Annotated in this window: 24 protein-coding genes; 16 read left to right on the plus strand and 8 right to left on the minus strand. The window is 66.6% G+C overall.

Features of this window, described 5'->3' with window-relative positions; all coding sequences use genetic code 11:
• The 4 genes from secF to FOA17_RS15670 form a co-directional block, all read right to left on the minus strand.
• Entirely contained in the window at positions 1–981 is a 981-nt protein-coding gene (gene secF, locus FOA17_RS15655; RefSeq protein WP_149142446.1) for a protein translocase subunit SecF, read from the minus strand.
• Between the two features lie 12 nt (positions 982–993).
• Positions 994–2661 carry a protein translocase subunit SecD gene (gene secD / locus FOA17_RS15660; RefSeq protein WP_149142447.1) on the minus strand — a complete coding sequence of 556 codons (1668 nt, stop codon included), beginning with the start codon at positions 2659–2661 and terminating at the stop codon, positions 994–996.
• 25 nt (positions 2662–2686) lie between these two features.
• Positions 2687–3013 (minus strand): preprotein translocase subunit YajC, encoded by a 327-nt coding sequence (gene yajC / locus FOA17_RS15665; RefSeq protein ID WP_149142448.1) that lies wholly within the window; start codon positions 3011–3013, stop codon positions 2687–2689.
• Between the two features lie 154 nt (positions 3014–3167).
• Positions 3168–4181 carry a zinc-binding alcohol dehydrogenase family protein gene (locus FOA17_RS15670; RefSeq protein WP_149142449.1) on the minus strand — a complete coding sequence of 338 codons (1014 nt, stop codon included), beginning with the start codon at positions 4179–4181 and terminating at the stop codon, positions 3168–3170.
• 102 nt (positions 4182–4283) lie between these two features.
• On the opposite strand from FOA17_RS15670, the gene FOA17_RS15675 reads away from it, so the two are divergent.
• Both FOA17_RS15675 and serS read left to right on the plus strand, forming a co-directional pair.
• Positions 4284–4640: a winged helix-turn-helix transcriptional regulator gene (locus FOA17_RS15675; protein WP_149142450.1), complete on the plus strand. Its 357-nt coding sequence runs from the start codon at positions 4284–4286 to the stop codon at positions 4638–4640.
• A 72-nt stretch (positions 4641–4712) separates the two neighbouring features.
• Entirely contained in the window at positions 4713–6002 is a 1290-nt protein-coding gene (gene serS / locus FOA17_RS15680; protein WP_149142451.1) for a serine--tRNA ligase, read from the plus strand.
• A 46-nt stretch (positions 6003–6048) separates the two neighbouring features.
• Here serS and FOA17_RS15685 read toward each other — a convergent pair whose 3' ends face one another.
• Positions 6049–6654 (minus strand): lytic transglycosylase domain-containing protein, encoded by a 606-nt coding sequence (locus FOA17_RS15685; RefSeq protein WP_149142452.1) that lies wholly within the window; start codon positions 6652–6654, stop codon positions 6049–6051.
• Positions 6655–6863: 209 nt separating this feature from the next.
• Here FOA17_RS15685 and ssb point away from each other — a divergent pair, with 209 nt between their 5' ends.
• From ssb to FOA17_RS15720, 7 genes are all read left to right on the plus strand, one after another.
• Positions 6864–7421, plus strand: coding sequence for a single-stranded DNA-binding protein (ssb, locus tag FOA17_RS15690; RefSeq protein ID WP_149142453.1), 558 nt, complete (start codon positions 6864–6866; stop codon positions 7419–7421).
• Between the two features lie 20 nt (positions 7422–7441).
• Positions 7442–8407: an acyltransferase family protein gene (locus FOA17_RS15695; RefSeq protein WP_149142454.1), complete on the plus strand. Its 966-nt coding sequence runs from the start codon at positions 7442–7444 to the stop codon at positions 8405–8407.
• 67 nt (positions 8408–8474) lie between these two features.
• On the plus strand, positions 8475–8837 hold the full coding sequence (locus FOA17_RS15700; protein WP_149142455.1) for an SUF system Fe-S cluster assembly protein: 363 nt from the start codon (positions 8475–8477) through the stop codon (positions 8835–8837).
• A 61-nt stretch (positions 8838–8898) separates the two neighbouring features.
• Positions 8899–9258 carry a HesB/IscA family protein gene (locus FOA17_RS15705; protein ID WP_149142456.1) on the plus strand — a complete coding sequence of 120 codons (360 nt, stop codon included), beginning with the start codon at positions 8899–8901 and terminating at the stop codon, positions 9256–9258.
• A gap of 73 nt (positions 9259–9331) precedes the next feature.
• Positions 9332–10075 carry a triose-phosphate isomerase gene (gene tpiA / locus FOA17_RS15710; RefSeq protein WP_149142457.1) on the plus strand — a complete coding sequence of 248 codons (744 nt, stop codon included), beginning with the start codon at positions 9332–9334 and terminating at the stop codon, positions 10073–10075.
• An 89-nt stretch (positions 10076–10164) separates the two neighbouring features.
• Positions 10165–11064, plus strand: coding sequence for a DMT family transporter (locus tag FOA17_RS15715; protein ID WP_149142458.1), 900 nt, complete (start codon positions 10165–10167; stop codon positions 11062–11064).
• Positions 11065–11066: 2 nt separating this feature from the next.
• Positions 11067–12251 (plus strand): cytochrome P450, encoded by a 1185-nt coding sequence (locus FOA17_RS15720; RefSeq protein WP_149142459.1) that lies wholly within the window; start codon positions 11067–11069, stop codon positions 12249–12251.
• A 161-nt stretch (positions 12252–12412) separates the two neighbouring features.
• Here FOA17_RS15720 and FOA17_RS15725 read toward each other — a convergent pair whose 3' ends face one another.
• On the minus strand, positions 12413–12874 hold the full coding sequence (locus tag FOA17_RS15725; protein WP_149142460.1) for an Lrp/AsnC family transcriptional regulator: 462 nt from the start codon (positions 12872–12874) through the stop codon (positions 12413–12415).
• A gap of 151 nt (positions 12875–13025) precedes the next feature.
• On the opposite strand from FOA17_RS15725, the gene FOA17_RS15730 reads away from it, so the two are divergent.
• From FOA17_RS15730 to FOA17_RS15750, 5 genes are read left to right on the plus strand one after another with little or no spacing between them, the layout of a single operon-like run.
• Positions 13026–13325 (plus strand): DUF2849 domain-containing protein, encoded by a 300-nt coding sequence (locus tag FOA17_RS15730; RefSeq protein ID WP_149142461.1) that lies wholly within the window; start codon positions 13026–13028, stop codon positions 13323–13325.
• A 25-nt stretch (positions 13326–13350) separates the two neighbouring features.
• Entirely contained in the window at positions 13351–15021 is a 1671-nt protein-coding gene (locus FOA17_RS15735) for a nitrite/sulfite reductase (RefSeq protein ID WP_149142462.1), read from the plus strand.
• A complete protein-coding gene (locus tag FOA17_RS15740) occupies positions 15011–15772 on the plus strand; it encodes a phosphoadenylyl-sulfate reductase (protein ID WP_149142463.1) in 762 nt (253 codons plus the stop codon). Before FOA17_RS15735 ends, FOA17_RS15740 begins: the two co-directional genes overlap by 11 nt.
• The gene (locus FOA17_RS15745) at positions 15769–16170 is read left to right on the plus strand and encodes a DUF934 domain-containing protein (protein ID WP_149142464.1); all 402 of its coding nucleotides are present in this window, start codon (positions 15769–15771) and stop codon (positions 16168–16170) included. Before FOA17_RS15740 ends, FOA17_RS15745 begins: the two co-directional genes overlap by 4 nt.
• Positions 16171–16221: 51 nt before the next feature.
• Complete coding sequence (locus FOA17_RS15750; RefSeq protein ID WP_149142465.1) at positions 16222–17046, plus strand: ferredoxin--NADP reductase; 825 nt, start codon at positions 16222–16224, stop codon at positions 17044–17046.
• Positions 17047–17130: 84 nt separating this feature from the next.
• Here FOA17_RS15750 and FOA17_RS19780 read toward each other — a convergent pair whose 3' ends face one another.
• Positions 17131–17931, minus strand: coding sequence for a translation initiation factor 3 (locus FOA17_RS19780; RefSeq protein ID WP_162528280.1), 801 nt, complete (start codon positions 17929–17931; stop codon positions 17131–17133).
• Between the two features lie 271 nt (positions 17932–18202).
• Here FOA17_RS19780 and infC point away from each other — a divergent pair, with 271 nt between their 5' ends.
• The gene (infC, locus tag FOA17_RS15760; protein WP_238991850.1) at positions 18203–18691 is read left to right on the plus strand and encodes a translation initiation factor IF-3; all 489 of its coding nucleotides are present in this window, start codon (positions 18203–18205) and stop codon (positions 18689–18691) included.
• Between the two features lie 78 nt (positions 18692–18769).
• On the opposite strand, the gene FOA17_RS15765 is transcribed toward infC, so the two are convergent.
• A complete protein-coding gene (locus tag FOA17_RS15765) occupies positions 18770–20497 on the minus strand; it encodes an OmpA family protein (RefSeq protein WP_149142466.1) in 1728 nt (575 codons plus the stop codon).
• A gap of 291 nt (positions 20498–20788) precedes the next feature.
• Here FOA17_RS15765 and rpsF point away from each other — a divergent pair, with 291 nt between their 5' ends.
• Complete coding sequence (gene rpsF / locus FOA17_RS15770; RefSeq protein WP_149142467.1) at positions 20789–21202, plus strand: 30S ribosomal protein S6; 414 nt, start codon at positions 20789–20791, stop codon at positions 21200–21202.
• Positions 21203–21210: the final 8 nt, after the last annotated feature.

The raw sequence follows: 21210 nt of genomic DNA on the forward strand, positions 1-21210 counted from the left end.
TCAGGCGTCGATATTGGCGAATTCGTGATCGCCCTTGGCGCGTTCCTTCCTGGTCTTCTCGGTGCGGTCGAGGCCCAGCATCAGCACGATGTTCTTGGCGACATAGAGCGTGGAATAGGTGCCGATCACCACCCCGAACAGCATGGCGAAGACAAAGCCCCGGATCACGTCACCGCCAAAGATGATGAGCGCGGTCAGCGCGAGGAAGGTCGTCGTCGCCGTCATGATGGTGCGCGACAGCGTCTCGTTCGTGGTGAGGTTCATCAGGTCGCGTAGCGGCATCTGCTTGTATTTTTGCAGATTCTCGCGCAGCCGGTCGAAAATCACCACCGTATCGTTCACCGAATAGCCCAGGATCGTCAGCAGCGCCGCGACGATGGTCAGATCGAACTTGAGCTGAAAGATCGAGAACACCCCGACGGTGACCACAACGTCATGGATCAGCGCGGCCACGCAGCCCACGGCGAATTGCCATTCAAAGCGCAGCCAGACATAGATCCAGATCCCGGTCGAACCGGCAAAGACCGCCAGCAGCGCCTTCCAGATCAGTTCATTCGAAACTTTCGGCCCGACGCTTTCGACCGAGGGGAAGGTGATCGCCGGGTCCACGGCCAGAAGCGCGGCCTCCACCTGGGCGATGACCTCGGGGGTCACGGCCTCATAGCCCTCTTGCGGGGCGATGCGGAGCATGGCGACATGCTGATCGGGGCGGAACGAGGGGTCGAAGACTTCGGTGATCGAGACATCGCCCAAGCCGAGATCGGACAATGCACCGCGATATGCGCCGACATCCACGACCTGCGTGCTTTCGGTGCGGATCGTGGTGCCGCCCTTGAAGTCGATGCCGAAATTCAGCCCGATGAACAGCACCGACAGCAGCGAGAGGATCACCGCCGCCACCGACACCCCGAAGGTGATGTATTGCCAGCGGAAGAAGTCGATCTTGGTTTCGGTCGGAACCAGTTTCAGACGAAAGGCCATGCTGCGCCCTCCTCAGACGATGATGGTCTTCGGGTGGCGCCACCCGATATAGAGCGCGACGATGGCCCGCGTCACATAGACGGCGGTGAACATCGAGGTCAGGATGCCGATCCCGGTCGTCACGGCAAAGCCGCGCACGGGGCCGGTGCCGACAAAGAACATGATGACCGCGGTCAAAAGCCCGGTGAGCTGCGAATCGACGATGGCCGACAGCGCCTTGCCAAAGCCCTCGTCGATGGCCGCGCCGGGCGACCGGCCGGCCCGCAATTCCTCGCGGATGCGTTCATAGATCAGCACGTTGGCATCCACCGCCATGCCCATGGTCAGCACGATGCCGGCAATGCCCGGCAGGGTCAGCGTGGCGCCGAGGGTCGAGAGGATGGCGAAGATCATCGCGATGTTCACCGCCAGCGCCAGCACCGCGAAGGTGCCGAACAGGCCGTAGCTTGCGATCATGTAGGCCGCGACCAGCGCGGTCGCCACCAGCGCCGCCACCTCGCCCGCCCGGATCGAATCCGCGCCCAGTTCGGGGCCGATGGTGCGTTCCTCAAGGAAGGTCATCTCGGCCGGCAGGGCGCCTGCACGCAGCAGAACGGCCAGTTCGGTGCTTTCCTCGACGGTGAAGCTGCCGGTGATGATGCCGCGCCCGCCGGGGATGTGGCTCTGGATCACCGGGGCAGAGATCACCTGATCGTCCAGCACGATGGCAAAGGGTTTGCCGATATTGTTGGCGGTATAGTCGCCGAACTTGCGCGCACCGGTCGGGTCGAACTGGAATTCCACCGCCGGGCGGCCGTTCTGGTCGAAGGCGGGCTGCGCATTGGTCAGATCCTCGCCGGTGACGACCGGGGTCTTTTCCACCAGGTAATAGGTGTTCGGCTCGTCCATCGCCGGCAGCAGCATCTCGCGCGGGCCGGGGCGTGCGCCGGCATCGGCGGTGACGCGGGCCACCGGATGGAACGTCAGTTTGGCGGTGGTGCCGATCAGCGTCTTCAGTTCCGCCGCCGATCCGATGCCCGGCACCTGGATCAGGATGCGATCCTCGCCCTGACGCTGGATCGTGGGTTCGCGCGTGCCGACCTCATCCACCCGGCGGCGAATGATCTCGAGGCTTTGCTGGATCGTGCGCTGGTCGGTGGCCACACGCTCGGCCTCCGACAGCTGCACGACGATCTCGCCATTGTCGGAACTGACCTCGATATCGTTGGAACCAAGCCCGGTCAGGCTGACCACGGGCGTGGCCAGCGTGCGCACCTTTTCCACCGCGGCCTGAAGCCCGGCAGGGTTGGAGATCGCCACCCGCAGCACCCCTTCGGGCGAGGGCTGGCGGCGCACATTGCCGACCTGGTCGCGCAGATCGCGCAGCGCATCGCGCACCTCGGGCCAGAGCGCGTCGATCCGCGCGGCATAGACATCGGCGACCTTCACCTCGGCCAGAAGATGCGCGCCGCCCCGCAGGTCGAGGCCAAGCGCCACGATGCCCGAGGGCGCCCAATCCGGCCATTGCGCCAGAGCGGCGGCCTGATCGGGCGTGGCGCTGCCGCCGGCCTTTTCGATCGCGGCAGCCGCGTCATTATGCTGCTCCACCCGGTCATAGAACAGGTTGGGCGCCGCAAAGGCGAGGCTGAGGGCCACGATGGCCCAGACCAGAAGCGTCTTCCAGATCGGCGTGTCGGTCATCGCGGATGTCCCGTAGGGCGGCGGATCAGGCCGCCGGTTCCGTCTTGTTCATCACCTGGGCGATGGTCGAGCGCGGGGTCTTCACCACCACATTCGGGGCGATCTCGACCTCCAGCACGCCATCGTCATGCACCTTGACGACCTTGCCGATGATGCCGCCCTGGGTCAGCACCTGGTCGCCACGGCGCAGCGCCTCGACCATGGCGCGATGTTCCTTCATCTTTTTCTGCTGCGGGCGGATCATCAGGAAATACATGATCCCGAAGATCAGGATCAGCGGCACGAAGCTGGTAAAGGCAGAGGCGGCGCCGGCATTTCCGGCAGCCTGGGCGAAGGCGGGGGTGATGAACATGGATCTTCCTTCCGGTCGTTGACTGCGCGACTCGTGGACTGCGCGACAAGGCCGCCCGCGGGCGGGGTGGCCAGATTGCGGCGCACCCTATCCGCGCCCTGCCAGCTTGGCAAGGCGCGGCCCGGGTCGCCTGACCGGGATGTGAAGCGCGCGGTCAGAAGCCCTCGATCACGATCTTGCCCCGGGTGCGGCCGGATTCGATCCGTTCATGCGCGGCGCGCAGGGTGGCGGCGTTCAGCGGCGCCATCCGCTCCGCCAGGGTCGAGCGCAGGCGCCCGCTGTCGATCAGCCCCGCCACCTCGGCCAGCAGCCGGCCCTGTTCCCCCATGTCGGGCGTGCGGAAGGTGGAGCGCGTGAACATCGATTCCCAATGGACCGAGACGGATTTGCGCTTGAACGGCAGGATATCCAGCTGATCGGGATCGTCGATCAGGCCGAACCGGCCCTGCGGCGCGATGAACTCCACCACATCGGCCAGGTGCTGATGGGTCTGGGTGATCGAAAACACATGGCCCGGCGCGCCCAGACCAAGCGCCGCGACCTGCGGCGCAAGCGGCTGGCTGTGATCCAGCACATGATGCGCGCCCAGATCGCGCACCCAATCCGCCGTTTCGGGGCGCGAGGCGGTGGCGATGACGGTGACGTCGCTCAGCGCGCGCGCCAGTTGCACCGCGACCGAGCCCACGCCCCCCGCCGCGCCGATGATCACGACCGCCCGCGCCGCCCCCGGCACCGGGCGCGCGATCTCCAGCCGGTCGAACAGCATTTCCCAGGCGGTGATCGCGGTCAGCGGCAGCGCCGCCGCCTCGGCATCCGACAGGCGCTGCGGCGCGCGGGCGGCAATGCGGGCATCGACCAGATGAAATTCGCTGTTCGCGCCGGGCCGGGTGATGTCGCCCGCGTAAAACACCCGGTCCCCCGGCGCGAAGCCCTGCACCGCCGCGCCGGTCGCGGTGACGGTGCCGACCGCATCATAGCCCAGCACCTGCCACTGGCCCGGCGCAGGGGTCGCACGTTTGCGCACCTTGGTATCGACCGGATTGACCGACACCGCCGCCACCCGGACCAGCAGATCCTGCGGCCCCGGCGCGGGCATCGGCAGGTCGATGTCGATCAAGGCTTCGGGCCGGTCCAGGGCACCGGGCGTCTGATAACCGACGGCTTTCATGGCCGCGCTCCTTCTGATGTTGTCCGGCAGCGAAACTGCGCCTAACATGCGAATTCGGCAATACGCACAAATGCAGCCCATACTATCGAAAAGGATACTGTCATGGCCAAGGCCCGCCATTCCCGCTTCGATTGCGCGCCGGGCTGCGCGGTCGAAGCCGCGATCGGCCTGATCGACGGCAAATGGAAGTCGATCATCCTGTATCACCTGCTGGACGGCACCCTGCGCTTTGGCGAGATCCGCCGCCTGATCCCCAATGTCACCCCGCGCATGCTGACCAACCAGTTGCGGGAACTGGAGGAAGACGGGCTGATCACCCGCACCGTCTTTGCCGTAGTGCCGCCGCGGGTGGATTACGCGCTCTCGCCGCTGGGCCGCAGCATGGAGCCGGTCTTGCAGGCGCTGAAGGTCTGGGGCGACGCGCATCTGGGGCTTTACGGCAAGCCGCACGCCGCCTGAACGGCCGCTTTCCGCTTCACATGGCGCGGCCGATGTTGCATGGAAGGGCACCTGCAATTCAAAGGTGACATCATGCACGACATCCGCGCGATCCGCGAAAACCCTGACCAGTTCGATGCCGCTCTGGCACGCCGGGGCCTGTCGCCGCTGTCGTCCGAGGTGCTGGCGCTGGACGAGGCGCGCCGCGCCGCGATCCTGGCCGCTGAAACCGCGCAGGCCGCGCAGAACGCCGCCTCGAAAGAGGTCGGTGCCGCCAAGGCGCGCGGCGACGATGCCGAATTCGAACGCCTCCGCGCCCTGGTGGCCGAGAAAAAGGCCGAGGTCGCCGCGATGACGGCGCGGGCGGGCGAAAAGGATGCGGAACTGCGCGACATGCTGATGCGCATTCCCAACAGCCCGCTGCCCGAAGTGCCCGAGGGTGCCGACGAGGCCGGCAATGTGGAACTGCGCCGCTGGGGCACACCTCGCACGCTCGATTTCGCGCCCAAGGAACATTTCGACATCGCCGGGGTAAAGCCGGGGATGGATTTCGCCACCGCCGCCAAACTGTCGGGCGCGCGTTTCGTGGTGCTGCGCGGCGCGGTGATCCGCGTGCATCGCGCGCTGGCGCAATTCATGCTCGATACCCATGTGAACGAACATGGCCTGACCGAGACCTGGACCCCGGTTCTGGTCAAGGAAGAGGCGATGTATGGCACCAACCAGCTGCCGAAATTCGCCGAAGACAGCTATCAGACCACGAATGGCTGGTGGCTGGTGCCCACGTCGGAAGTGACGCTGACCAATACCGTGGCCGGCGACATCCTGGAGGAAAGCGCGCTGCCGATCCGCATGACCGCGCATACCCAGTGCTTCCGCTCCGAGGCCGGCTCGGCCGGCAAGGACACGACCGGCATGCTGCGCCAGCACCAGTTCGAGAAGGTGGAGATGGTGTCGATCACCACCCCCGAGACCAGCCTTGCCGAACATGAACGCATGACCCGCTGCGCCGAGGCGATTCTGGAAAAGCTGGGCCTGCCCTATCGGACCATCGTGCTGTGCACCGGCGATATGGGATTCGGCGCGACGAAAACCCATGACCTCGAGGTCTGGCTGCCGGGCCAGAACACCTATCGCGAGATCAGCTCGGTTTCGGTCTGCGGCGATTTCCAGGCGCGGCGGATGAATGCGCGCTATCGTGCGGCGGGCGGCAAGCCGGACTTCGTCCATACGCTGAACGGTTCGGGCCTTGCGGTCGGGCGCTGCCTGATCGCGGTGCTGGAAAACGGCCAGCAGGCCGATGGTTCTGTCGATCTGCCCGCGGTGCTGCACCCCTATCTGGGCGGCAAGACCCGCATCGGCGCCGACGGCGTTCTGGCATGACAAAAGGGGCCGCAAGGCCCCTTTTTCCCGCCTCTGCCGGCGTGGATCAGCTACCGTAGATCACCTTGACGTAATTCTTGGTCTCGGCATAGGGCGGGATGCCGCCATGCTTTTCCACCGCCAGCGGCCCGGCATTATAGGCGGCCAGCGCATGCCGCCAATTGCCGAATTTCCCATACATCATGGATAGATAGCGCGCCCCGCCCTCAAGGTTCTGATTGGGGTCGTTAATATCGACCCGCAACAGGCGCGCGGTCTGCGGCATCAGTTGCGCAAGGCCCGTCGCGCCCTTGGGCGAGACCGCATTGGGGTTCCAGCCGCTTTCCTGCTGCACCAGCCGCAGGAACAGATCCTCGGGCACGCCATGCTTGCGGGCGGCGGCCTTGGCGATCTCCAGATACTGTCCCTTGTAGGCGCCGCGATAGGCCGGCGTCGCCGTGGGGGCGGCGGCCTCTTCCAGCTTGGGCGCATTGGGCTTGAGCCGGGTCGAACCGGAATACTGTTTCGCCAGCCGCCCGTCGAGCAGCGCGGTCTGCGACCGGAACAGCGTCGCGCGCGATTTGCTCGACCCCGAAAGGCGCAGCCCTTCCGCCATGGCCGGGGCCGCGATCAGCGACACAAGCAAGGCAATCGTCACAGCCGTCCGACGCATCCGTCCCCCGAAAGCGGTTTCTTGCGCGCGACTATAACCGATCTGCGGGCCGCTGCCAGCGGTTTTGCCCGCTCGGCCGGCGGCGTGGCAAAGTCCCGCCATGCCCCACGCCGCGTTGTCAGCGCCGCCGACCGCTGCTAGAGGAATACACCAATGGTTAACCGGGTCGGGCCAGACTGGCCGGACAAGAGAATCGGGGGGCGCTGCGCATGGCAGGTTCGGTCAACAAGGTCATCATCGTGGGCAATCTGGGGCGCGACCCCGAGGTGCGCAGCTTCCAGAACGGCGGCAAGGTGGTGAACCTGCGCATCGCCACCAGCGAGACCTGGCGCGACCGCAACTCGGGCGAGCGCAAGGAACGCACCGAATGGCATTCGGTGGCGATCTTTTCCGAACCGCTGGCCAATATCGCCGAGCGCTATCTGAAAAAGGGCTCCAAAGTCTATATCGAGGGCGCCTTGGAAACCCGCAAATGGCAGGATCAGTCGGGCCAGGACCGCTACACGACCGAAATCGTGCTGCGCCCCTATCGCGGGGAACTGACGCTGCTTGACGGGCGCGGCGAAGGCGGCGGTGGCAGCGTCGATTACGATCAGGGCGGCGGCGATTACGAGGGCGGCTCGGGCGGCGGCGGCCGGGGCGGCAGCTATGGCGGCGGGCGCAGCGGTGGCGGCGGCGGTTATGGCGGCGGCAATCAGGGCGGCTTCGGCGGCGGCTCGGGCGGTGGCGGCAGCCGCAACGACATGGATGACGAAATCCCGTTCTGAGGATCTGACCGGAGCCTGAGATGACCGCGCCGGGGCGCAGCCGCGCCGTTGACCTGCTGAAGCTTGCGCTGGCATTGATGGTGGTGGGCATCCATGCCAACCCCTTCCGCGAGCTGGGGCGCACCGCGCTCCTGCTCACCGGCGACGGCATCTATCGCCTTGGCGTGCCGGTCTTTCTGCTGTTCAACGGCTATTTCCTGCAAGCCGCGGTCGAAAAGGGCCGCGGCGGCGCCTATCTGCGGCGGGCGGTCACGCTCTATCTGATCTGGATGCTGCTGTACCTGCCGATCTACTGGTCGGCGCTGATCAACCAGAACTGGTGGCAGAACCTGCGGATGCTGGTCTTCGGTTATTGGCATCTGTGGTATCTGTCGGGCATGGCGATGGCGGCGGCGCTGATCCTGCCGATCGCGCATTGGCCGGCGCGGCGGCTGGCGGGGCTGGCCGCGCTGACGCTGGGGGCGGGGCTGGTCCTGTTCTATGGCCAGGCCTGGGACTGGTTCCGCATCGACATCGCCTTTCTGCAAGACCCCCTGCCCGCGCATCGCAACGCGCTGGTGCTGTGCCTGCCCTATATGCTGATCGGCGCGCTGATCTGGCGGCTGCGGCTGGCCGAGACCCTGCCCCGCGGGCCGGTTCTGATCGTGGCGCTGCTGGCCAGCCTCATGGTGCCGCTGGAATCGGTCGCCGTCGCCTATACCGCGCCGCGCGGCCTGCCGCATGACACGCTGATCGCGCTGGCCATCGCGGCGCCGGCGCTGATGATCGCGGCGCTGCAATGGCCCGGTGCGGTGGCCGATCGCCGCATCGGCGATTACGCCAGCGGCATCTATTTCGTGCATGTGGCCTTTGTCGCGCTGATGCTGCGCCACACTTTCCTCAAGGATCCCAGCTGGCGCCCGCTGGTCTGGACGCTGGCGGTGGCGGGTTCCTGCCTTGTGGTCTGGGCGCTGCGGCGGCGCGGCTGGGCGGCGAAACTGCTCTGATGCCGCAGGCACTGGACCTTGGCCGCCGGATTTCCTATATAATCGGTCAACTAAACGCGAGATCGAGATGACCGAGCAAGCCCCGCCGCTGGAAGGCGCCCCGCTGATCAAGCCCTCCACCACCGATCACCCGCTCTATGAAAGCGTGGTCGAGGCCTGCCGCACCGTGTTCGACCCGGAGATTCCGGTCAACATCTTTGACCTCGGTCTGGTCTATACCGTTGAAATCGCGCCGGAAAGCGACGTGAACATCGTGATGACCCTGACCGCGCCCGGCTGCCCCGTGGCGGGCGAGATGCCCGGCTGGGTCGCCGATGCCGTGGAGGCCGTGCCGGGCGTGAAATCGGTGCAGGTGGCCATGACCTTCGACCCGCCCTGGGGGATGGAGATGATGTCCGACGAGGCGCGGCTGGAACTGGGTTTCATGTGACCCCCCCTTGAGGTGGGCCGCACGAAAACCTATCTTTCTGCCATAGCATAAGGATCCCCTCATGTTCGGCATTCCCGGCAAGCAGGCCGTCACCCTCACCCCCGCCGCCGCGACCCAGATCGCGCGGCTGATGGCGCGCCAGGGCTCGCAAGGGCTGCGCATCGGCGTCAAGAAGGGCGGCTGCGCCGGCATGGAATACACCATGGATTATGTGACCGAGGTGAACCCGCTGGACGAGGTCGTGGAACAGGATGGCGCGCGGGTGATGATCGCACCCATGGCCCAGATGTTCCTGATCGGCACCGAAATCGACTATCAGGTTTCCGCGCTGGAATCGGCCTTCCGCTTCAACAATCCCAATGTGGCCGAGGCCTGCGGCTGCGGCGAATCGATCAAGTTCAAGGACGATCCCGCCGCCTGACCGCGGCAGCTTTCGCTTCCCTCGCGCCGCGCGCCCTGTTATAACGCGGGCACAGCAAGCGGAGGGGCGGATCATGCGGAAACTGGCGGCAGGCAACTGGAAGATGAACGGCACCGGCCCCGCGCTGTCCGAGGTGACGGCGCTGCTGGCCGCCCATCCCGCGCCGGGTTGCGACATGCTGCTCTGCCCCCCCGCCACGCTGATCGCCCGCATGGCGGCCCTGGCCGAGGGCACGGCGCTGCATGTCGGCGGGCAGGATTGCCACCCCAAGACCTCCGGCGCGCATACCGGCGACATCGCAGCCGAGATGCTGCGCGAGGCCGGCGCCGATCATGTGATCCTGGGCCATAGCGAGCGCCGCGCCGATCATGGCGAAAGCGACGAGCTGGTGCGCGCCAAGGCCGAGGCCGCCCAGGCGGCCGGTCTGGTCGCCGTGGTCTGCCTGGGCGAGACCGAGGCGCAACGCGATGCCGGGCAGACCCTCGCGGTGGTTGGCGCACAGTTGCGTGGCTCGGTCCCCAGCGGATCGACCGCCGCCAATCTGGTGCTGGCCTATGAACCCGTCTGGGCCATCGGCACCGGCCGCACCCCGACGCTGGCCGAAATCGCCGAGGTTCATGCCGCGCTGCGCGCCGACCTGACCGCGCGGATCGGTGTCGAGGCGGCCGGCGTGCGCCTGCTGTATGGCGGATCGGTCAAGCCCTCCAACGCGGCCGAGATCTTTGCGCTGGCCAATGTGGATGGCGCGCTGGTCGGTGGCGCCAGCCTGAAAGCCGCCGATTTCGGCGAGATCGTCGCGGCACTCGCGGCGGCCTGAGCCACGGCACGACATCGCAGGTCGCAAACAGATCAGCCCGCGCCCGGCGCGGGCGGCATCTTGCCGGGGTTTCCTGCCATAGGTGCCCCTTGCGCCCCGCCACCGCCAATCTTCTCTGCCTCTTGTCGATGCTGGTCTGGGCCATGGGCCTGCCGGCCGCCGATTTCCTGATCGGCCCACTGCCGCCGCTGGTCCTAACTGCGGCGCGCATGGGGGTGGCCGCGCTGGTCCTGCTGCCGCTCTGGCTGCTGGTGGAACGCGGTGCGGCGCGGCGCGCGCCCTGGGGGCACGGGCTGTGGATCGGCGGCGTGCTGGCGGCGGGGGCGGTGCTGCTGGTCGTGGCGCAGGCCCGGACCGACGCGGTCACCGTCGCGGTCGTCTCCGCCGCGATGCCGGTTGTCGGCCTGACGATCGAGGCCGTGACCGAGGGCCGCCGCCTGACCGCCGCGATGCTGGCCGGGGTGGCGCTGTCGCTGGTCGGCGGGCTGGTGACCTATGGCGCCGCCATGGGTGCGCTCGATCTCGGGGCCGGGGCGCTGGCGGCACTCGGCTCGATCACGCTCTATACGCTCGGTTCACGCTGGTCGGTCACGGTGCTTCCGGGGCTGAGCCCGCTGGGCCAGACCGCGCTCACCATCGGCGGCGCGGCACTGGCCAGCGCCATCGTCGCCGCGATCAGCCTGGCCGTCGGCGGCCCCGCCCCCGACCTGGCCGCCATGGGCGCGGTGGAATGGGGCGCGCTGGCGGTCTACGGGCTTTGCGCCATGGCATTGTCGCAACTCCTGTGGATCGCCTCGATCGGATCGCTGGGCGTGGGCGTCGGCGCCTTGCACATCAATGCCGCGCCCTTTTATGTGATGGTCTTCCTGTTCCTGCTGGGCCAGCCGTGGAACTGGCTCCAGGCACTTGGCGCGCTCATCGTGGCGCTTGGCGTGCTGGTGGCCCAAAGCAGACCACCCGCCGCGCGCCGCGCCCTTTCGACGGATTGACCATGCAACGCCTGACCCAATCGCCCACCGACCCCGCCTTCGTGCAGAACCCCTACCCTTTCTACGAACGCGCCCGCGCGGCGGGGCCGTTCTTCCTCTGGGCCGATTACGACCGGATCGCCACCGGCAACGCGGCGGCGGTGAACGCCATTTTCCGCGACCGCCGCTTTGGCCGCGAGATCCCCGCCGACAAGCGCCCCCCGATCCCCGACCATCTGGCGCCCTTTTACGCGGTCGAGGCGCATTCCATGCTGGAACTGGAGGCGCCGCGCCATACCCGCCTGCGCGCACTGGTGCTGCGCGCCTTCACCTCGCGCCGCATCGCCGCCCTCGCGCCCGAGATCACGCAACTTTGCCACGATCTGATCGACAGCCTGCCCGCAGGCGAATTCGACCTGCTGCGCCATTTCGGCCAACGCCTGCCGGTGACCGTGATCGCCCGGCTGCTCGGCGTGCCCGAGACGATGGCCGATGACCTGCTGCGCTGGTCGAATGCCATGGTCGGCATGTATATGGCCGGCCGCACCCGCGCGCGCGAAGATGCCGCCGTCGCCGCGACCGAGGCCTTTGTCAGCTTCCTGCGCGCCTATATCGCGGATCGCCGCGACAGCCCGCGCGACGACCTGATCACAGCGCTGATCGCGGCGGAACAGGCGGGCGAAAAGCTTTCCACCGATGAGCTCATCACCACCTGCATCCTGCTGCTGAATGCCGGGCATGAGGCGACGGTGCACAGCCTGGGCAATGCGGTGAAGACCCTGCTGGAAACCGCCACGCCCCGCAGCGCCCTCGCCCCCGGGGCCATCGAGGCAACGGTCGAGGAATGTCTGCGCTACGACCCGCCGCTGCACATCTTCACCCGCTGGGCCTATGAGGAGGTGGAGGTGATGGGCACCACCATCGCCAGGGGGACCGAGGTGCAACTGCTGCTCGCCGCCGCCAATCGCGACCCCGCCCAGTGGGACGAGCCCGGCCGCTTTCGCCCCGACCGGCCGATCCGCCCCCATGCGAGCTTTGGCGCCGGCGCGCATTTCTGCGTCGGCGCCCCGCTCGCGCGCATGGAGATGCAGGTCGCCCTGCCGATCCTGTTCGACCGCCTGCCCGGCCTCCGCCTTGCCGAAGCTCCCGCCTATGGCGATGTCTATCACTTCCACGGGCTGACCCGCCTGATGGTGCGCGCCGGCTAGGGGGCGCTCGCGCCCCCTCTGGCCTCACGGCCATTCACCCCCTGAGGATATTTGGGAACAGCTGAAGGGCAAAAGCGCTTGCGCCCCTTTCATCTGTTCAAAAATATCCTCGGGGGGAAGGCCCGCAGGGCCTTGGGGGGCAGACAGCCCCCCTGCCCGGTCTACAGCGGCAGCGCCGTGGTGGATTTGATCTCCTCCATCGACAGAAGCGCCGTCACATTGTGGATCTTCACCTGCGCGATCAGCGCCTGATAGAACTGGTCATAGGCGCGGGCGTTCTTGACCCGCACCTTCAGGATATAGTCGATATCGCCCGCCAGGCGGTGCGCCTCCAGCACTTCGGGCCGGTCGCGCAGGGTTTGCAAAAAGCGGCGCTGCCAGTCGGCCTCGTGTTCCGAGGTGCGGATCAGCACGAAGAAACACGCCTCCAGCCCAAGCGCCTCGGGGTCCAGCACCGCGGTCTGCCGGGTGATCACCCCGGTTTCCTTCATCCGCTTGATCCGATTCCAGACCGGGGTCTTGGACGACCCCACCTTGCGGGCGATTTCATCGAGCGATTGGGCAGAATCCTCTTGCAGTTCCGCAAGGATTTTCCGATCCATCTCGTCCAGCCGGGCCGTCATTCCGTTTTCCCCTCTCACTCGGGAACCCTGTTCCACTTCCCCGGCAGAATGGAACATATTTCCTTATCTGCAAGGGGTATCTGGTCAGAATCCGGGAAAATGTCCTATATGATAGGCAGAATTTCCGCCGGAAAAAGCCGCAGGAGTTGCCATGGCCCGCTTCACCCCCAAAGTCGTGACCGCCAACGCGCTCATCGAGGGCGATGTCGTCTATCTGACCGCCGACAACCGCTGGACCCGCCGCCATGACGAGGCGGAGCTGATCGCCGACGAGGCGCAGGCCCAGATGCGGCTCGCGCATGCGGTGGCGCAGGGCAATATCGTGGTCGGCGCCTATCTCGCCGATGCGCAGACCGGCCAGGCCGGCCCCGAGCCCACCCATTTCCGCGAGGTGTTCCGCACCCGTGGCCCGTCGAACTATTTTCTCGGCAAGCAGGCCGAGCTGATCTGAACCACCGCGCAGCGCAGAGCCAGGCATGTACAGCTATTCCGAATTCGACGAAGCCTTCGTGCGCGCCCGCGTGGCGCAATTCACCCAGCAGGTCGCGCGCCGCATCGACGGCAGCCTGACCGAGGACGAATTCCGTCCGCTGCGGCTGATGAACGGGCTCTATCTGCAACTGCACGCCTATATGCTGCGCGTGGCCATTCCCTATGGCACGCTGAACCCGCGCCAGATGCGGCAACTGGCCCATATCGCCCAGACCTGGGACAAGGGCTATGGCCACTTCACCACGCGGCAGAACATCCAGTTCAACTGGCCCAAACTGCCCGACGTGCCCAGGATGCTGGCGGCGCTGGCCGATGTGGGGATGCACGCGATCCAGACCAGCGGCAATTGCGTGCGCAACGTGACCTCGGATCATTTCGCAGCCGCCGCGGCGGACGAGATCGAGGATCCGCGCCCCTATGCGGAACTGCTGCGCCAATGGTCCACCGACCACCCGGAATTCCAGTTCCTGCCGCGCAAGTTCAAGATCGCCATCACCGGCGCGCCGAATGACCGTGCCGTGACGGCCGCGCATGATATCGGGCTGCGCATCGTGAAGAATGCTGCGGGCGAGACCGGCTTTCAGGTGCTGGTGGGCGGCGGTCTGGGCCGCACTCCGATGGTGGCGATGACCGTCCGCGACTTCCTGCCGGTCGAGGATCTGCTGCCCTATGTCGAGGCGGTGCTGAGCGTCTACAACACGCTGGGCCGGCGCGACAACAAATACAAGGCGCGCATCAAGATCACCCTGCACGAGACCGGCAAGGAGGCGATCACCGAGATGATCGAGGCCCGCTTTGCCGAGCTGCGGCCGCTGTTTGGCGGCAACGATCAGGCGCTGCTGGCCGATATCCGCGCCGCTTTCGCGCCGCCCGCCTTCCGCAATGCGCCGGTCGATGCCTATGACGCCTTCTACAAGGCCGATCCGGTGTTCCGCGCCTGGGCCGATACCAACCTGGCGGCGCATCGCAACGATCAATATGCCATCGTCACCATCAGCCTCAAGGCACATGGCCAGACCCCGGGCGACGCCACCGCCGACCAGATGCGCGTCATGGCCGATCTGGCCGAGCGTTACGGCCATGACGAGCTGCGCGTGAGCCACGAACAGAACGTCATCCTGCCGCATGTCCACAAATCGGACCTGCCGGCGGTGCATGCCGCGCTGATGCAGGCCGGGCTTGGCACCGCCAATGTCGGGCTGATCTCTGACATCATCGCCTGCCCCGGCATGGATTACTGCGCGCTGGCCACCGCCCGCGCGATCCCCGTCGCGCAGGAAATCGCCAGTCGCTTCAACGACCTGAAGCTGGAACACGATGTCGGGCCGCTCAAGATCAAGATCTCGGGCTGCATCAATGCCTGCGGCCATCATCATGTCGGCCATATCGGCATTCTGGGGCTGGACCGCGCCGGGGTGGAGAATTACCAGATCACCCTGGGCGGCGATGGCACCGAAGATGCGGTGATCGGCGAACGCGCCGGCCCCGGCTTTGCCTATGACGAGATCGTGCCCGCGATCGAGCGCATCGTCGCGGCCTATCTGGCGCTGCGCGAGGGACCGGAGGAAACCTTCCTTCAGGCCTATCGCCGGGTCGGCCTGCCGCCCTTCAAGGCGGCCCTATATCCGGCGGAAGGAACACGGGATGCCGCGTGACACATCCGGGCCGATCGGCACGGTGGCCGAACGGGTCGCCGCGCTGAATGCCCGCTATCGCCATCACGGCGCGACCGCCGTGCTGGAACGCGCACTGAGCGACCCCGATCTGGGACGCGTGGCGCTGGTGTCGTCGTTCGGGGCGGAATCGGTGGTGCTGTTGCACCTCGTTTCGGTCATCGCGCCGGAAACCCCGGTGCTGTTCGTCGATACGCGGATGCTGTTTCAGGAAACCCTCGACTATCAGCGCGAGCTGGCCGAAAAGCTGGCGCTCTGCGATATCCGCACCATCCGGGCGCATCCGAAAAAGGTCGAATTCGACGATCCCGACGGCACGCTGCATCAGTTCAACACCGATGCCTGCTGCGCCATCCGCAAGGTGGAACCGCTGGAACGCGCGCTGAAGGATTTCGACGGCTGGATCACCGGGCGCAAGCGCTATCAGGGGGCCACGCGGCAAGAGGTGGACTTCTTCGAGGCCGAGGGCGAGACGCGCATCAAGGTCAATCCGCTGGCCCATTGGGGCCGCGAGGATCTTGAGGAATATATCGTCAACAACCGCCTGCCCCGGCATCCGCTGGTGGCCAAGGGCTATCCTTCCATCGGATGCGCCCCCTGCACCAGCCCGGTGAAACCCGGCGAGGATCCGCGTGCCGGTCGCTGGCGTGGCAGCGCCAAGACCGAATGCGGCATCCATTTCATCAACGGCAAGGCCGTGCGCGGCCCGATTTCCGAGGAGAACGCGGCATGAGCGTGATCGTCACCGATACCGGCTTCACCCCCGTCGCCGACAGCCAGAACCCCGGCCTCGACGCCCGCGCCGGCGCCACCGCACTGGACATCGCCCATACCGACGACCCGTCGGTGCTGGAGGGCCAGCTGGATGGCATCGCACTGATCCGGGTTTCCTTTCCGGCCTTCAACGACGGCCGCGCCTTTACCGTGGCGCGGCGGCTGCGGATGATGGGCTATGCGGGCGAATTGCGCGCGCTTGGCCCTGTCATCGCCGATCAATACGGCATGGCCCGCCGGGTGGGGTTCGATTCGGTCGAGATCCCCGATGCCCTGGCCGCCCGCCAGCCCGAAGAGCAGTGGAAATTCCGCGCCGACTGGCGTGCCCATGACTATCAGTCGCGGCTGCGCGCCTGATTTCGGGCTTTCCCTGCCCCTCTGCGTGACATATTCAGGAATCGATATTCCATGACCGAGCAAAAACCCGTGTCCGATACCGCCGCGACCAAGGTCCACCTGCCCGATGCGCAAACCGTGCTGTCGGTGAAGCACTGGACCGATGCCCTGTTTTCCTTCCGCGTGAGCCGCCCGCAGACCCTGCGCTTCCGCTCGGGCGAGTTTGTGATGATCGGCCTGCTGGGCGACAATGGCAAACCCCTGCTGCGCGCCTATTCCATCGCCTCGCCCAATTGGGACGAGGAGCTGGAATTCTATTCGATCAAGGTGCCGGACGGCCCGCTGACCTCGCGGCTGCAACATATCCAGCCGGGCGACGAGATCATCCTGCGCCCGAAACCCGTGGGCACGCTGGTGCATGACGCGCTGCTGCCGGGCAAGCGGGTGTGGTTCCTGGCCACCGGCACCGGCATCGCGCCCTTTGCCAGCCTGATGCGCGACCCGGAGACCTATGAGAAATACGACGAGGTGGTGATGATGCACACCTGTCGCACCGTGGCCGAGCTGGAATATGGCCGGCAACTGGTGGGAGGGTTGCAGGACGATCCGCTGATCGGCGAGATGGTGGCGGGCAAGCTGAAATACTACCCCACGACCACGCGCGAAGAGTTCCATCACACCGGCCGGATCACCGACAACCTGACTTCGGGCAAGGTCTTTGCCGATCTGGGCCTGGCGCCGATGGACCCGGTACATGACCGCGCCATGGTCTGCGGCAGCCTGGCCTTCAACAAGGATGTGATGGCGGTGCTGGAAAGCTTCGGCCTGCGTGAAGGCGCCAATTCCGAACCGCGCGAATATGTGGTGGAAAAGGCCTTTGTCGGCGACGGCGTCTGATCCGTTACATCAAGATCGCCCCGCAAGAGCCTGATACAAAAGAAAACGCCGCGAGTTTCCTCGCGGCGTTTCCTGTTTCACGCCTTACATGCCAAGCGCGGCTTTCACCTGCTTGACCGCGGCCTCGACCAGCGAGGGGTTCTTGGCCGCGCCATCGACCGCGGCTTTCAGCGCGGCCTTGGTGCCATCGTCCAGCGCCGAGGCGTCGATCAGGCCGGTGATCTTGGCCGGGTCGAAATGCGCCGGATCCAGCGCCGACATGGTGTCGGAGGCGGCTTCGGTCACCGCGGCGGCGGTATCGGCGGCGGCGGTCGCGGCATCGCCCGCGGCTTCGGTGGCGGTATTGGCGGCCTCGGTCGCGGCCTGGGTCACATCGGCCGTCACCTGGGCGGCGGCGTCGCCGGCAGCCTCGGTCGCGGCCACGGCGGCATCGCCGGCGGCATCGGCGGCGGCAGAGGCCGCGTCACCGGCGGTCTGCGCGGCTTCGGTCGCGGCGGCGGCGGCATCGGTCACCGCCTCGGTCGCGGCGGCGGTGGCGGTGCTGGCCGCCTGCTCCACCGCTTGCGTGGCGGCTTCGGTGGCGGCGCCGGCGGCCTCGGTCGCGGCCTGGGCGGCCTCGGTCGCGGCGGCACCGGCGGCGGCGGTCGCCTCGGTCGCGGCCTGAACGGCAGCCTCACCCGCGCCGGCGGCGGCATCGGCGGCGGCCTCGGTCGCGGTGGCGGCCTGGGTCACGGCGGTTTCGGCGGCCTGGGTCGCGGTATCCGCAGCCTGGGTCGCGGCCTCGGTCGCCTCTTTCGCGACTTCGGCGCCGTTCTGGCCAAAGAGATAATAGCCGGCAGCCGCCGCCGCGATCACGACACCGCCGATGATGACCTTGCTGTTCATGGGAAAACTCCTTACCTGCCGCGTCTCAACACGCGCTGGCCTTGAAATGGCAGGCCGAACCGGCGATTGAAAGGGGCAAGACCGATTTTCCCGCGGGGAAATTGCCGCAGTCTGCATCAGCCGGCACGCGAATGCCGGCGCCATGGCGAATCCGGTTGAACTGCGCGCCCGCGGGCCTTATTTTGCGCCCGCAGTTTCCAATGGCAGAAGGATCAAGGCCATAGCCCGCAGACCCCACAACGCCCCGCCGCAGCGCGAGACGGGCCCCCGTGTGAACGATCGTATCCGCGCACCTGAAATCCGCCTGATCGGCGCCGATGGCGAGAATGTGGGCATCGTGACCCCGTCGCGCGCGATGGCCATGGCCGAGGAGGCCGGGCTCGATCTGGTCGAGATCTCGCCCAATGCGGAGCCGCCGGTCTGCAAGATCATGGACTTCGGCAAGTTCAAGTATGAACAGCAGAAGCGCGAGGCCGAAGCCCGCAAGAAACAGAAGATCATCGAGATCAAGGAAATCAAGTTCCGCCCTGGCACCGACGATCATGACTACAACGTCAAGATGAAGGCCGTGCTGAAATTCCTGGGCGAAGGCGACAAGGTGAAGATCACCCTGCGCTTCCGCGGCCGCGAGATGGCGCACCAGGAACTCGGGCTTGAACTGCTCAACCGTGTCGCCGGCGATGTGACCGAAGCCGGCAAGGTCGAATCCATGCCCAAGCTGGAAGGCCGGCAGATGGTGATGATGATCGCGCCGAAATAACAGCGCCAGATCACAGACAGACGAAAACGGGGGCCAGCGGCCCCCGTTCGCATTTCAGGTTCCGGTCGTCGCCCGGGGTCAGTTCATCGACAACTGCCCCATCAGCGGCGAGATCATCCGCACCATGGCGCGGCGATTGCGCGGCTCTTCCGCCTCGGTCGCGATGCGCAGCTCGCTTTCGCCATAGCCCTGCACCACCATGTTTTCCGGCGGCACGCCGAAATATTCGGTCAGCGCCAGCGCCACGCTTTCGGCCCGGCGGTCCGACAGCGCGAGGTTGTAGGCATCGCCGCCCACGGCATCGGTATGGCCCTCGATCAGGAACAGCTCGCTCGGGTTCTGCCCGACCAGATCGGCCATGAAGCGCCCCAGTTCGTCAAGCTTGCGCGCCTCGCTGGGCTGGATCGCGGCCGAGCCGGTCTCGAACATGATCGGCGCCACGTCGATCGTGGGCGCCAGCGCCCGCACCCGTTGCAGATCGCGGATCTGCGACAGGCTGAAGGCCCGGCCCGCCTCGGCCGCGCGCAGCTTGGCCATCTCGGCCCGCAGCGCCGCATCGCTGCCCGAGGTGGAGACGGTATAGCCCCCCTCCGGCGCAACGGGCAGGCGGCTGACATCGACCGGCACTTCCTCCTCGCGGCTGAGATCGTCGATCAGCAGCGTCTGGCGGCCGTTCGGATCGACGCGCAGCCGTTGCAGCACCCGCCCGGCGGCATCGCGCACGGTGATGATCTGCACGCCATCCTCGCGGGTGACGATATTGCGGCTGGACCCGTCGGCGAAGGTTTCGGTGCGCACCGTGCTGCCCGGCTGGCGCAGCAGGGTGTCATCGTCCTTGTAGACCACCAGATTGCCGTTGCCCTGATCGACGACGACGCGGTCGCCGCTGTTCGACACGACACGATTGCCGTTCTTGAGCAGCGCCCCCACGGCCAGCGCGCCAAGCGCGACCAGCCCGGCCTTTTCCAGATCCGAAAGACCGCCGCGCTTCTTGCGGGCCTGCGTTTCGGATTGCGAGGTCGCGGCGGCGGTGTCGAAATCCTCGTCCGAGCTGCGGCTGTCGGATTTCGTGACCACCCGTTCGGTCACCTGCCCGCCATCGCCGGTCTTGCCGGCGCGCACATCGCCCGCCGCGGGCTTCTTGCGCTTGCGCGGCGTGGCGGGCTGGTCACCCGACTGAAGATCGGTCTGCGCGCCGGGTTTGGCCCCCGGCTTGGCCGACGGCTTGTCTGTGGTCAGCAGATCGCTGAGCGCATCGACCGCCTCTTTCGGCGGCGGGGCCTCGCCCTCGGCCGGCACGACGACCGGCATGCCGCCCTTGACCACAAGCTGATCGGTCGAGAAGCCGGGCTTGGCCGTTTCCGCCGGCTTGGCGGGTTTCGCGGGCTTGGCGGGTTTCGCAGCCGGCTGCGCCCAGGGCTGGACGGGCTTTTCGGCGGGCTGCACCGCATCGGGCTGATCCGAGTGCCCCCCGCCCGGAGGCGCAACCGGCTTGGCCGCGGGTTTGGCGGCGGGCTTGGCCGGTTTCGCGGGTTTCGCGGGTTTTTCCTCGGCGGCCTTGCCGGCAGCCTTGGCGGCGCGGGCTTCCTCCAGCGCGTTCAGCTTGCGCTTGGCATTGCGCTCGCAATTCTTCGGGTCAATGGCGACGACGCAGATCTCGCCCTTGGGGCATTTCGTGGTCTTGTCGGGCAGACACAGCACGGACTGCCCCTCGATCCTCACCCGCTCCTGCGCATTGGCCGGCGGCAGCGGGATGGAGGTCAGCGCGATCGACAGCGCCGTCGTGGTGATGAAAATCCGTCTCATTTCCGCTCCTTTTCGCGAATCATGCAAGACAACGCACAGCGGCGGTCTGGTTCCCTCAGAAGCCCTAATCCGCGCGGATAAGCGATAACATCGCCCTGTCAGGCGATTTCAGCGGCAGATCGGCCACGCCCTGCGCCCCGCCCCCGCATGATGCCTTGCCCGGCCGCGGCTTTTCGTCTAAGGACGCCCATCCTTCCGCATGACCCATGAACCGGCGCAGCCTCTCGTGGACGGGCCGCGGAAGGCGAAAAGGCCCGCCCTATGAAATGCGCCCTGTGATACGGAGCTTACATGCCGCTTTACGAGCATGTCATGATCGCGCGTCAGGATCTGTCCAACGCGCAGGCCGAAGGTCTCATCGAACATTTCACCACGGTCCTCGCGGACAACGGCGGCAAGGTCGTTGAACACGAATACTGGGGCGTCAAGACGATGGCCTACAAGATCAACAAGAACCGCAAGGGCCATTACGCCTTCCTGAAATCGGACGCGCCCGCCGCTGCCGTGCAGGAGATGGAACGCCTGATGCGCCTGCATGACGACGTGATGCGCGTGCTGACCATCAAGGTCGATGCGCATGCCGAAGGCCCGTCGGTGCAGATGCAGAAGCGCGACGAGCGTGATCGTGGCGACCGTGGTGACCGCCCGGAAGGCGAGCGCGGCGAACGCCGTGAGCGCAGCTTCGGCGGCGACCGTCGTCGTTGATCTGACAG

Source organism: Gemmobacter caeruleus, from assembly GCF_008271655.1.
GTDB classification, from domain to species: Bacteria; Pseudomonadota; Alphaproteobacteria; order Rhodobacterales; family Rhodobacteraceae; genus Gemmobacter; species Gemmobacter caeruleus.

Coding starts and splice junctions, on each gene's coding strand:
- secD (WP_149142447.1), bottom strand. CDS start 2,661: ATGACCGACACGCCGATCTGGAAGACGCTTCTGGTCTGGGCCATCGTG.
- FOA17_RS15720 (WP_149142459.1), top strand. CDS start 11,067: ATGCAACGCCTGACCCAATCGCCCACCGACCCCGCCTTCGTGCAGAAC.
- secF (WP_149142446.1), bottom strand. CDS start 981: ATGGCCTTTCGTCTGAAACTGGTTCCGACCGAAACCAAGATCGACTTC.
- FOA17_RS15740 (WP_149142463.1), top strand. CDS start 15,011: ATGCCGCGTGACACATCCGGGCCGATCGGCACGGTGGCCGAACGGGTC.
- FOA17_RS19780 (WP_162528280.1), bottom strand. CDS start 17,931: ATGAACAGCAAGGTCATCATCGGCGGTGTCGTGATCGCGGCGGCGGCT.
- rpsF (WP_149142467.1), top strand. CDS start 20,789: ATGCCGCTTTACGAGCATGTCATGATCGCGCGTCAGGATCTGTCCAAC.
- FOA17_RS15725 (WP_149142460.1), bottom strand. CDS start 12,874: ATGACGGCCCGGCTGGACGAGATGGATCGGAAAATCCTTGCGGAACTG.
- FOA17_RS15745 (WP_149142464.1), top strand. CDS start 15,769: ATGAGCGTGATCGTCACCGATACCGGCTTCACCCCCGTCGCCGACAGC.
- yajC (WP_149142448.1), bottom strand. CDS start 3,013: ATGTTCATCACCCCCGCCTTCGCCCAGGCTGCCGGAAATGCCGGCGCC.
- FOA17_RS15700 (WP_149142455.1), top strand. CDS start 8,475: ATGACCGAGCAAGCCCCGCCGCTGGAAGGCGCCCCGCTGATCAAGCCC.
- serS (WP_149142451.1), top strand. CDS start 4,713: ATGCACGACATCCGCGCGATCCGCGAAAACCCTGACCAGTTCGATGCC.
- ssb (WP_149142453.1), top strand. CDS start 6,864: ATGGCAGGTTCGGTCAACAAGGTCATCATCGTGGGCAATCTGGGGCGC.
- FOA17_RS15765 (WP_149142466.1), bottom strand. CDS start 20,497: ATGAGACGGATTTTCATCACCACGACGGCGCTGTCGATCGCGCTGACC.
- tpiA (WP_149142457.1), top strand. CDS start 9,332: ATGCGGAAACTGGCGGCAGGCAACTGGAAGATGAACGGCACCGGCCCC.
- FOA17_RS15670 (WP_149142449.1), bottom strand. CDS start 4,181: ATGAAAGCCGTCGGTTATCAGACGCCCGGTGCCCTGGACCGGCCCGAA.
- FOA17_RS15750 (WP_149142465.1), top strand. CDS start 16,222: ATGACCGAGCAAAAACCCGTGTCCGATACCGCCGCGACCAAGGTCCAC.
- FOA17_RS15705 (WP_149142456.1), top strand. CDS start 8,899: ATGTTCGGCATTCCCGGCAAGCAGGCCGTCACCCTCACCCCCGCCGCC.
- FOA17_RS15695 (WP_149142454.1), top strand. CDS start 7,442: ATGACCGCGCCGGGGCGCAGCCGCGCCGTTGACCTGCTGAAGCTTGCG.
- FOA17_RS15685 (WP_149142452.1), bottom strand. CDS start 6,654: ATGCGTCGGACGGCTGTGACGATTGCCTTGCTTGTGTCGCTGATCGCG.
- FOA17_RS15730 (WP_149142461.1), top strand. CDS start 13,026: ATGGCCCGCTTCACCCCCAAAGTCGTGACCGCCAACGCGCTCATCGAG.
- FOA17_RS15735 (WP_149142462.1), top strand. CDS start 13,351: ATGTACAGCTATTCCGAATTCGACGAAGCCTTCGTGCGCGCCCGCGTG.
- FOA17_RS15675 (WP_149142450.1), top strand. CDS start 4,284: ATGGCCAAGGCCCGCCATTCCCGCTTCGATTGCGCGCCGGGCTGCGCG.